Below are 11,515 nucleotides of genomic sequence, written 5' to 3' on the forward strand. Positions count from 1 at the left end.
GCGGTGCCACCGTCTCCTCGGCCAACGGCTTCATCGCCGCTTTTGTCTGCGGCGTCACTTTCCACGCCGCACGCAATTCCAAGACGATCGATGCCTCGGAACTCGAGTTGGCCGAGGACGTGGCAACGCTGAGCAGCATGGCTATGTGGTTCCTTTTCGGAGCGACAGTGTCCTACTTGGTGGCAATCGGTTTACCGGGATGGCAGGAGTTCGTCTTCGTACTCGCAGCGTTGACGATCATCAGGGCAGTTCCTGTAGCCCTGTCGCTGATCGGTTCAGATCTGTCGAGGCCAGACCGGCAGGCGATCGCACTGCTGGGGCCCCGCGGCACCGCTTCCATCATCTTCGGACTACTCGCATGGCGCGGGATTACCGCCATCAACGAAAACAGCGACCTCGAACTCGATGAAGCATCACTCGTCCTCTACGTGATGGTTGCGACCGTATTGGGAAGCGTTCTTGTGCACGGGTTTACCGCCGAGCGGGTTGGTGCGCGCTACGCTCGCCGCGCAAGAGGTACGGAGAAACACTAGCTGGATCTCGCTTCGAACCTCTCACCTGCTCACTTGGATGAAGCGCCCGAAACCCGATGTTTCTCCGGCCACATCAACTTGGGGCGGACCGACGCGAAATGCCTCCAGCGAGTCATGGAAAGGAGTCACTGGAGGCATTCAACCGCGGCCACATGCAGCGACGGAAAGGCACACGACCTGAACATCACTGCCTCATACACCTAGCGTGCGTTCTTCGCCGACCCGCCGCGGGTCAAATTTCGCTTCAATTAACTCGCGCGGAGCGCGATCTGGAGCGCATCTTTGACACAAATGGACGGAACGACTGCGTCGGGTTGCGCTTCGCAGGCCCAGCCGTCGACGGAGACGACATCCGACGGCGCCACGGTCGTGGCATAGGTGGTGGCGACAGTGATCGCCTCAGTACATCCAACTCGACCTGCCGCGGTTCCGACAGCGATGACGTGCCGAGTGCTACCACCGGCATCGGTCACCGGGCCGCAGTTGACGTCGGCGACCGCAGCAGCCGGCGCCGGAGCCGACGGTTCGGTCAACCCGGCAGACTGCGGCGTCCTGGCAGGATCAGGCAAGTGGATCGGTGTGGGTGCGGGAGCAGGCAGCGTGGCCGGCGCCGCTGCACCGCGTAGGCCGACGATGACGCCGTTGTTGGAACACACGTGTGGGATCGTGGTGTCGGGCTGCGGTTCACAGGTCCATCCGTCAACCGTCGCAGCGTCCCCTGTACGCGGAATTCCGATGTAGTCACTTGTCACCGTAATCGCATCGCTACACCCCGCCCGCCCCGCTGCCGTCGCGAAAGCTATGACATTCGCACTCGCACCGTTGGTACCCGTAATCTGCCCACAGTCGAGGTCGGACAGGGCCGCAGGGGCGGCCGCTGCCGGGTGAGTCGGACTCGGACTCGGCAAAGGCGCCGCGCTCGTCCCGACCAATTTCGTTGCAGGAGCGGACGTAGTGGAGGTCACCGAACTCGATGCCGATCCGGTCGATTGAGCATTGGGCGTTGTGGAATTGTCGCTGTTTCCACATCCGCTCAGTCCGATGGATACAAGAGCTGCGGCAGCGACAGCGGCACCGTGAGCGAGTTTCATTGTCTTTCTCCTGTTTTCGAGCCCACCCGTGACACCTGAGATGTCACGGGTCGGCAGGGGGCTAATTCGACGGCTGAACACACGGCAAAGCTGTTGAGCTGGAAGACTCGACGCTTCTCGCAGCGCATCTACAGCGCACTGAGACTTCCTGGAATGAACTTTGGCAGTCCAATCTGGCGGTGTCAGCGATATCGGGCTCTCTCTTCGTCCCCGCCCCGAGCAAAGGGCCTCACAGCCCAAACCGCAGAGTTAAGGGGCAATCGAAAGACACAGACACGATTCCTCGAATGGATCGATTCGCCCGATGTCGTCATCCGCCAAGCATAGATCACGATGCAATTATGCAGATAATTCTCACCCCTTCTGCGTGCGCAGCGGTATTTCAATCCGAATCAGCAACTATCACCCAATTTTGTTAACAAACAAATACTATTTGTAGTATAACGAGCGCGGGCCTGCATACGAAGAACACACGCACACCTCGTCGCTACATCACACACTTCATTGACAACCGAATTGGGCGCACGCACAAAATGTATTTGTAACCCCAGTTCAGGGCCTTACACACTCATCTACAGGCACAGTTGGGGGGTGAACAGCAGTCCGTCGAACTCCCCAGGCGCTCATCCGGAACGTGTGGAAAGGAATCGCCACCGCGTCATAACTCAGACGAATGCAGCTAATTGGTTTGCACAAATGGCAGACTCTGACCGTGCCGATAACTTCGCACTGCGCACCGCCGTCGACAGCACCACATCGATACGAAGTCAGCTCCTCGTTAGGATTCACTCAAGATAGTTCAATCCCGAAGTTTCGATGGCCGCCTACCCACGGTATCGCTACATGCAGTCGATCGAGGTGGAAACTTCTATCGGATGACTGCACGCACAGAGTTTTCTTGACGGAAGGGCGCAATATGGTCCGCGATACCACTGCGACAACATCAGGGGCGACCCTTCTGCAAGTTTCTTGCGCTTACGGCCGCTACTCCTCGAACCACAACGCTGCAACCGAAACGGCCGTCATTTCCGGGACGATCAGCACACTCCCCCGCGGCGATTCACCCGAAGTGGCGGTGCCGAAAGATTTGTACATCTGCGAAGGCGAGAACCAGTGATGCCCCTCCATCGACCGAGATCATCTCGCGAGCTCGACCGACGTAGATTTCTCGCCTTGGCTGCCCTGGGAATTCCCACAGCCGTCGTGGCATGCGCGAATCCTCCAACTCAGATAGCGGCAACAACAGAAAGCCAAGCACTTCCCTCATCGGCAGCGACCCCACCAGAAAGTGCACCCGCGTCTCATAGCCAGTGGGATCGAGCGCCCTCTCGGTGGGGAACAGACTTGCCCGGCGTGCAGACCCTCGTTCCAACCACTTTCGAAAAGCGCACCATGGCATTGACATTCGATATCTGTGGAGGCCCCGGAGGCTCGGCGCTCGACCGACCGTTGATCGCTACGCTCCGCGACTTTGCAGTTCCCTCGACACTGTTCCTCAACGAACGGTGGCTTCACACCAACCCACGCGAAGCAGCCGAGTTACGAGAAGATCCACTCTTCCGAATCGAGAACCACGGCTCACTCCACGTACCGCTGTCCGTTACCGGCCGTCCTGCGTACGGCATCGGGGGAACGTCTGCCCCCTCTGCTGTCGTCCACGAAATCGACAGCAACCGCCAATTGCTCAGCAGTGCGCTAGGAGTCGACAGTCGATGGTTCAGAGCAGGCACAGCGCACTACGACGATGTCGCTATCGCAATCGCACACGACCTCGGAGTACGGATCGCAGGTTTCGCCGTCAATGCTGATGCGGGCGCGACAGCGTCAGCAGGAACCGTCTCCCGACAACTGCAGACAGCACCAGATGGTGCGATAGTTCTCGCCCACGCGAATCAGCCCCACTCCGCAACAGCGGCGGGAGTGAGGTCTGCACTGTCCGTCCTCACCGCTGATGGCTGCCGCTTCGTCCACCTCGATGACACGGATGCGCTATGACTGACCCCCACCAAGGACCAGACCAGCTCAGCTCCAACGCGCGCAGCCACCCGAATACCCTGAATGCGTTGAGCATTGATACTAAACCGCCACAGCGTCAATCACCACAAAGCGATGCAATCGCATGAACCCCGGCGGACTCACACATAGTGCAGCAGTTCGTGAGCATCCTTGGGTGCGAAATATTCAGGGCACAGGGTCTGTCGAGACCTTTCTCCTGGTATCGATTTCGACCATCCTGATCACCCGCGGCTACCTAGAAATCACCGACTACCCCCAGGTAGGAGGGCGGACCCTGCACATCGCTCATGCCCTCTACGGAGCAGCAGCAATGGTCATCGCCTTGGTGACCACGTGGATGTTCATCGGGAACCGCGTAGCCAGGCGCGCGACCGTCATCGGAGGAATAGGATTTGGTCTGTTCCTCGACGAAGTCGGCAAGTTCATCACGGTGGACAACGACTACTTTTACGGCCCCTCTGCCGAAATCATGTACGTCACAGTCCTTGCCCTCTTGGTGTTCACGAAGATCCTGCGAAACGCTCGACCCCTGACCGCCCACGAATACACCTGCAACGCTGCTCGAATCGCAGCGAACGGATTGGCGCACGGACTAACAGAGAAAGACAAAAACGCTGCCCTCGAGATGCTCGACATCGCAGCAAGCCAGAATGCCGATCACAACACTGTCGACGCTCTTCGGCAGTTAGTCCTCGACGCACCCAGAACGGAAGACACGTTCGGACGATTCACACAAAGCCGAACGGCTATTTGGCTTCGTCGACGCCTGGCCCCACGATGGATTCCCATCGTCGTCGGATATGTGCTCGCAGCCTTCGCACTCCTCGGCATCGTTGTTGGCATCATCCAAATCACTCTTGGTGGAGTGGAATTCGAAGACGATTCAGGACAGATCACCATCAGCCAGATGGGTCCTGCGAGCGCACTCCTGTTTGCAAGCGCGGTCTTGACCCTCCTCATCGTTGCGCCCTCAATCGTCGGAATTCGACAATCCGACCGACGGTGGCCGCACGTCGGGCTACGCCTTGCAGCTCTGACATTCACAGGACTGAACGCCTTAGCTCATTTCGCAACAGAAGGTTTCGGAGGGATTGTAGGAATCGTATTCGGAGCACTCGCACTGTTTCTCCTCAGCCAGCACACTGCACCACACACCAAAGAATTACCCAACCCCGTGCTGGCCTAAGTCCAGTCGAGAAGCAACCAAACGTGCAAGGTCAGGTCGAGGCGTGGCCGTAGGTGGTGGTGCCTGGAATCGACGATTGTCGACATCCATTGAACGACGCGGCGATTCTCGTGTGAGCATTGTTGATGCGTCCACGCCAGCGAACCGTCAGCTTGGTCAAGCGCCGGTGGAGCACGTACCGCATAGCGCGATGAGAGTAGGCGGGCGCTGAAAACCGCTCAGCGTGCCTTAATGCTCGCCACTCGTCGAGCAAGCGCCCTGCCCTGACCGCCCCAGAGCAAGACCAACAGGAGCCGTTCCAGACCGCGACAAGCCATTGCGCCATCCGTCCGATGCTGCTTGCCTTGCAACGACTACGAGCCGTGTCCGACCACCGAGAATTCATCACCGTGCCGAGCCCTCATAGCCTCGACGAGCACGTCGATCAAGGCCAGCAGCTCCGCTGGCGGCGTGGTCAGGTCGAGGGCGTGGCAGTAGATGGTGATGTCGGCGCCGACAATGTCGACGGCATGGGAGGCGGTGTCGCCTTTCGCGTAGATCAGGTGACCTTCGCGTAGTCCGAGAGCGGTGCAGTACGCGGTCAGTTGGTACATGTCGGCGTTCGGGCCGGTCTTGCCGGCCGCGGTTGTTTTGTACTTGGCGTCGATCACTGCCACGGGCTTGTCGTCGTTGTCGTACCAGGTCAGGTCAGGTTCGATCGTGACGGTGCGGCCGTGATCGAGATACCGCGTCGGGCCGGATCCGGGGCGCACTCCGGTGCCGCCGCGGCGGGCGATCGCAGCAGCGGTGGTGGTCATCAGGAAATCCTCGAACACTTTCCACATGTCGAGGACGAAGCCTCGCACGACGACGTCCCCGATGCGGTGCTCGATGGACCGATGCTCGGTGATCAACTCCGACAACTGCAATGCCCAGTGGTAGCGCTCGTTCACTCTCGTTCGCGCCGGGGACGGTTCGGCACCAAGGTTGGGCGGTGTGACGTCTGCGAGGGCGCGGCGGAGCCTGGCCAACCTCGTCTGCAGACGGGGCGGGACTACCGCGGAATCGAGCAGAATCAAGGTGGCGGCGAGCAGCAGCTGGTTTTCGGCGATGTCTTCGTCGTATTCGTCGTAGCGGATCTCCACAGGCAGTGCGAGCCCGAAGCGTCGGGTGATCTGATCGCCCGCGCGTAGCCGCCCGCGCAAGACCGGGCCCGAGTCTTCGACTTCGCGGTAGCCGGAGAGCAACCCGCGGGCAGTCGCGCGCTCGGCTGCCACGACGAACGCTTCGGCCAACGCCGCAACCAGGTCGGTATCCGTGTCGGCGAGTGCGGTGTGCTGCGACCACCACGCAGGGTCACGGACGTATCCCATCATCCACATCACGCGGCTGATCGGTGTTTTCGGTTCCACCCTCACCGTGAGAGCACCGATGGTCACGGCGCCGATTTTCCTGGTGGCGGTCAGTGTGAACACTCCGGGAGTGGTCGTGGGTGTGACCGTGACCAGTCCTGTGGCCGCGAACGCGGCAGCTCCCTCCGGCGTCAACGCCACCTGCGGGCGGCACACCAGGCAGCCGGCGCAGCCGTAACCGCATGGTGGCCGCTCGAAGAGGGTCACCGTAACTGGGTCATTCACCGGTGGTCAGGCTCTTCTCCAGAGCAGCAAGGCCGTATCGGGCTTCGAGATCCACGGTGCGATCACCGAAGTGGAATTCCTCGAGCAGCGGGATAATCGCGCTGTCCCATACCTGCGCCAATCCCCCATCACTGTGGACCGCCGGGCGCATGAAATACGAGGGTCCGATCTGGAAGTCCGGATCGTCGATGGCAGCGTTCAACGCAAGATGCAGGTCCGCGACACGCTGCGGGTACTTGCGGGCGGTGAGCCAACGTCTCAGGACCGATTTCGTGGGCTCCTGCGCTGGGTGCAGCGGAATGAATCCGAAGCGGCGGCGCATGGCGGTGTCCACGAGAGCGATCGAGCGGTCCGCGGTGTTCATCGTGCCGATGATGACCACATTGCGTGGCAGAGTGAACGGCTCGGCATCGCCCGAGGAGTACATCAGATCGATTGCCTCGTCGCGGTATTCGAGCAGGAAGTACAACTCACCGAAAATCTTGGCGAGGTTTCCGCGATTGATCTCGTCGACGACCAGCACGAACAACTGATCCGGATGCTTGCGGGCGCGGTCGGTCAAGCGGCGCATCGGGCCCGGTTTGAGTTCGAAGCCGACCTGCCCATCGCTGCGCGGGGTGGGCCGGAAGCCTTCGAAGAAATCCTCGTAGCTGTAGGCAGGGTGGAATTGCACGATGGTGACGTTGTCCGGGCCGGCGAGATGCCGAGCCAACGTCTTCGCGATGTACGTCTTCCCGGTACCGGGCGGGCCGTAGAAGATCAGTTGCGGGCGATCACGCAGCAGATCGGTGCACCTGGCCAGCCAACCGAGGTCCACATGCAACGAGTCCGCCAGCTCTTGGTCCGGATCCACGATGGATAATTCCGGTGTCGGAACGAGCAATTCGTCGTCGGAACCTTCGACCTCATCGACATCGTCATCGGTCGCGTCAACCTTCTTGGGCGGTTTGACCGGCTTCCACATCGACTTCCACGGCTCCTGGTAGAAATCGACGGGGCCGTTCTGCTCGGCTTCGAAAGCACGGATGATCTCGTCAAGGTCGACGTCGACATCGTCAGAAACCGAGCGCTGGAGATACGACGCAAAGGTGTCCCGGATCAGACGCCGGTGTCCCGCGTTGACTATCGGGCGGAAGAACTTCGGGAACGCCAGGTACCGCACGGCAGCACGCTGGACAGGCTCGTTCGGCGCCGGCACAGCCGCCAACGCATCGCGGAACGCCAACGGGTCCGTCGCGAGAGCCTCCCGTTCCTCCGCGCTCAACGAGTGCACATGCAGGCCGAAGTAGATCAGGAGCCACAACTGCGACCATCGCCGAACACCAAACGCCGTTCCACCGTTGAAAGCCCCCACACCAGTCACTGATACGACATCGGTGGGAAAGTCGACAGGATGCTCCATCATCTCCAACACCTGCCGCACATGCCGATACTTGGTGTTCCACAGGTAATTAGACAGCGGGAGCACATTCGTCAGCAGCAACTCGGCGAACAGTTGGATCGCGCCATCGCTGGCGCCGGCGAACTGCACAGTGAGCTTTTCAAAGAAATTCTTGTCCTGACTTTGATCAGGGCGGTCAATGTAGATCTCTTTGAGTTCAACGAAGTTCGCCCGCGACCACACCGGCTCGCCCGGAGTGAACACCGAATCGCCCCGCAAGTACCCGTCGACGATCAGTCGACGGCCCACCGCTTCGAGTTCATCCATCCCTTCGCGACCTTTAGTCGGATAGGTCCCACCGGTCGTGATGTTCTCGCTCATGCTCGCTATCTATACCCGACCGCTCTCCCTGATTGAGTCACCGCATGCGAGAAACCGATCACAACCAGCGATTCGAGACCATTCTCTGACGAAGCATCCCTCAGCGCGAAGCTATGCGTGCACCGATGCGCGCACGCGTGCGCGCACGAATGCTCTCCTGCAACAGTCAACCGCAGTGTTCTCACTCCCCGATTCACCTTGCCCGAGCTCGACGTCACGGGTGGCGACCTCTCGGCGATCCCTGCCAGTGCCTACGACTGCGGCCTGATCACGACGTCGGCGTAGTGCGGGTTGTCGTGAATGTATTTGTTTCGCGCACTTCGCCAACGCCCGGCGACGGCCTCGAGCTCTTCGTGAGTTCGGGTGACAGCGAGGTAGTCGAGAGCCTCGTCGAGCCACGGCACGAAATTTCGTGCTGCCCGCCGACTGTTGGCTGAGTCAGGGTCGAGGATCTCGTCGAACTTCAACCGGGTCCGATCGTTGGACATCCGTTCCCGCAAGCCCTGCTGATCCACTTCATCCGGAGTCCGTACCCGATCCGTGGTGCCGCGCCAGGGGACACGGAGAATGGGCGTCTCGGTGCGGTCGTGGATGGCGGCGATGGTTGCTTCGACGGCGGCGGTGTCGACTCCGTCGGGCAGACCGGCCAGCAGCACAGCGGCTTGTTCCTCCAACGGGGCGAAACCCCGGTCCCCGTGGAGGTACCAGTACGTCATCGCAGCGGCGTGGTCCCACCGGAAGGCAAGTTCGCGTTCCATACGGGGAAGTCGCATCGCTGCAGTGAGGAAATGATCCCGCGTCGGCTTGGCGTCCAACCGGACAGCATTCAAGGTGTCCGAGCCCGCTTTTCCAGATTCGGTGACATCTCGCACGATGACCAGTTGTCTCCGCAGTTCAGCGACAGTGACAGCAACGTCCACCCGAAGGGCCTAGCGACTCGGCTTCGAGCGAAGCATCCAGATCATGGCAAACACCCTATCGACCACGGCAACTCACACGTGCGACTTACTGCGGCAGGGCACCACTGAGGCATCGGGAATCGGTGCCGCAGCGGCGACATCACCGGCCGGCCGTCCCCGTCGGTTCGGTGCGCCCGGTCAGCTGACGAGTTGACGCACGCGCTGATGCGAGATCCCGAGCAGTTCACCGATGTCCCGCAACGAGACAACCTCTTCATCACAGCAGCGCCCGACAGGGCTGAACTGCAGAAACGACACGTCCCCCGTGTCGGGAGCGAGGAGCCGGCGCTGCGTCGGTCAAACCGGGTTGAGTAGGTCCGCCGTATTGTTTCGCGGACTGTTCACCGCCGTCGAGACTTCGTACGGTTCGAGATGCGGCTCCGGAACGGAATTGATCATCGCCTGGACTTCGCCTTTGTCGGTGAGGTTCGGGTCGAGCCAGTGTTCCCAGAACGATTCGGGCAGGATCAGCGGGGATCTGTCGTGTATGTGTCCCGTGGCATCCGTAGCTGGCCGGGTGAGAATGGTGCAGGTCCATACCCATTTGTTCGGATCATCTTCGGGTAGTTCAGGATCGGGCCACAACTCGTAGAGTCCAGCCATCGCGATCACGTCGTTCTCTCCATGCAAGAAGTAGGGAGTCTTCCCTGCCTCGGTCTTCATCCATTCGTAGTAGCCGTTCGCGGGGATGATGGCCCGTCGTTTGGTGGCACTACTTCTGAATGACGGCTTCTCCGTGACGGTTTCACTGCGGGCGTTGATGAGTTTGGATGCCATCTTCCGATCCTTGGCCCAGGCAGGGAGCAAGCCCCAGCTGGCGGTCAGGAGCTGGCGCTGGGGCTCGGAGTCGGGTTCCTCGTGCGGGGTTCGTTCGAGGATCACCCGGACCGGTTGTGTGGGAGCGACGTTGTAGGACGGGGGCAGTTCGTCGCCGACAGTCTATTCCGCGATCTTTCGTTCACCGCCAACCGCTGAGACTCGGCCACAACTGTTTCGTCGAAGAGTGTGGTCGCGGAAACATCAAAAACCATCCGGCTCAACATACGAACGGAGCCCCACCGACATCGAGGACTGAGGGGCGGGCGAGGGGAACATCGTCGTTTCGAACCGAGTGAACTATGAGCGAACTGTTCGCAGTGATGCTGGTCTGTCGAAATCGGCTCCGTGGCGAGACGAATTCTGTCGGCGCGCTACGGGACCATTTTGAATGTGCATGTCGCTCCAAGGGTTTGGGTGGGAGGTGTCGGCGATACGCCGGGCCGGCGGGTATGTCGATCGGCACCGGCTACTGAATACCGACACCCGCCGATCAGGCCGCCCACCACCCCTCCGTTACACGTACGGCCTCTGATCCCCTGCGAGGCCCACGGCCTCCATTCGCACACGATGTCGTGTCCTTCGCGCTCGGGGCCGGCTGACCGGTGTTTTCGGTTAACCCTCATAGTGAGGGAATCAGTGTTCACAGCAGCCAATTTCGTCGGTAGCGGTCAGCGCAAGGACGGTCGGCGTCGAGCAGAGATCGGCGCTTCAACCGAATGCCCGTCCCGACGGGGGAGACGCCTATCGGCGCGATCGTGTTCGACGACGAACGCGACATTGGCATACGAACACACACCAGCTGGCACTTCGTCGACGGGTGGTGGTGCCGATCTTCTGGCTTACTGCAAGCCGATGAGGCCCTCGGTTTCGTTTGCGCGACAGATGAATTGATGATGGCGGTCAGCGCCGAACCGTGCCTGAAGTGCATGGCGGCGATTATGCTCGGTGTGAGCTGTTGTGGTTTGCTCTAGATCCCCCGAATCATGTTGGGGTAGATCTCATGCAGTCTCGGGCACCCCCACGGAAGTTACATTTTTTGCCCAACCGAGTGCAGTTCTTGGCGGCTTTCATCGAGACAACGCTTGAGGTTGGCCCGTGAGGCTCGGGCCGACTCCTTTCGCCTGGGGATCGACGTGCGAATGGCCTCGACAAGTGCCGCCGCAGCCATATCGGCCCTAGGCGTGGTGCAGCGATAATCGTCAGGCCTTCGGGCGCTACCGCGAATTGGCCCCACCTAGCGATCTTTGTTTCCAACACTTGAACTCCCGTCCGATCAACCACGAATGGCCATGCTTGCCACGCCTACCCCCCAACGCCCCGAGCATTGTGCGTGATGACATGTGACGCGCCTTTCTGTCGAATACCTTTGGGGTGAACCGTCAGTCGAAAGAAATTAAGGCGGGTGCGATCTCTACCCGGCGGCTCCCATCTGCGCCACAGCTGCAGGTTCGGCTGTCTGCGCAGCGGAAGCTGCCGGCGGTCGTACCTTGCGCGCGGCGACGGTGTAGACGTCGCTGGAAGTGGTCAGAGAGT

8 protein-coding genes and 1 pseudogene are annotated in these 11,515 nt (G+C 60.5%); 4 read left to right on the plus strand and 5 right to left on the minus strand.

The window, feature by feature from the left end; genetic code table 11:
- Positions 1–533 (plus strand): cation:proton antiporter domain-containing protein (locus AC1Q6C_RS33000; RefSeq protein ID WP_492667100.1); only part of this gene is annotated, 533 nt, incomplete at its 5' end.
- A 248-nt stretch (positions 534–781) separates the two neighbouring features.
- On the opposite strand, the gene AC1Q6C_RS33005 is transcribed toward AC1Q6C_RS33000, so the two are convergent.
- Entirely contained in the window at positions 782–1,624 is an 843-nt protein-coding gene (locus tag AC1Q6C_RS33005) for a hypothetical protein (protein WP_054781810.1), read from the minus strand.
- A 1,353-nt stretch (positions 1,625–2,977) separates the two neighbouring features.
- On the opposite strand from AC1Q6C_RS33005, the gene AC1Q6C_RS33010 reads away from it, so the two are divergent.
- Together AC1Q6C_RS33010 and AC1Q6C_RS33015 are read left to right on the plus strand one after the other, a co-directional pair.
- On the plus strand, positions 2,978–3,619 hold the full coding sequence (locus tag AC1Q6C_RS33010) for a polysaccharide deacetylase family protein (protein WP_308115603.1): 642 nt from the start codon (positions 2,978–2,980) through the stop codon (positions 3,617–3,619).
- Between the two features lie 175 nt (positions 3,620–3,794).
- Complete coding sequence (locus tag AC1Q6C_RS33015) at positions 3,795–4,826, plus strand: hypothetical protein (protein ID WP_492667101.1); 1,032 nt, start codon at positions 3,795–3,797, stop codon at positions 4,824–4,826.
- 353 nt (positions 4,827–5,179) lie between these two features.
- Here the strand turns inward: AC1Q6C_RS33015 and AC1Q6C_RS33020 are convergent, their stop codons facing one another.
- The 3 genes from AC1Q6C_RS33020 to AC1Q6C_RS33030 form a co-directional block, all read right to left on the minus strand.
- A complete protein-coding gene (locus tag AC1Q6C_RS33020; protein ID WP_158646559.1) occupies positions 5,180–6,442 on the minus strand; it encodes an McrC family protein in 1,263 nt (420 codons plus the stop codon).
- Positions 6,435–8,204 (minus strand): McrB family protein, encoded by a 1,770-nt coding sequence (locus AC1Q6C_RS33025; protein WP_492667102.1) that lies wholly within the window; start codon positions 8,202–8,204, stop codon positions 6,435–6,437. The genes AC1Q6C_RS33020 and AC1Q6C_RS33025 overlap by 8 nt, the downstream gene beginning before the upstream one ends.
- 251 nt (positions 8,205–8,455) lie before the next feature.
- Positions 8,456–9,124, minus strand: coding sequence for a hypothetical protein (locus AC1Q6C_RS33030; RefSeq protein ID WP_234552707.1), 669 nt, complete (start codon positions 9,122–9,124; stop codon positions 8,456–8,458).
- 43 nt (positions 9,125–9,167) lie between these two features.
- Here AC1Q6C_RS33030 and AC1Q6C_RS33035 point away from each other — a divergent pair, with 43 nt between their 5' ends.
- The gene (locus tag AC1Q6C_RS33035) at positions 9,168–9,317 is read left to right on the plus strand and encodes a hypothetical protein (protein ID WP_234552708.1); all 150 of its coding nucleotides are present in this window, start codon (positions 9,168–9,170) and stop codon (positions 9,315–9,317) included.
- 143 nt (positions 9,318–9,460) lie between these two features.
- Here AC1Q6C_RS33035 and AC1Q6C_RS33040 read toward each other — a convergent pair.
- Positions 9,461–10,102, minus strand: a pseudogene (locus AC1Q6C_RS33040) (SOS response-associated peptidase); the annotation flags it as partial.
- Positions 10,103–11,515 lie beyond the last annotated feature (1,413 nt).

This window comes from Rhodococcus sp. MT28, assembly GCF_058792695.1.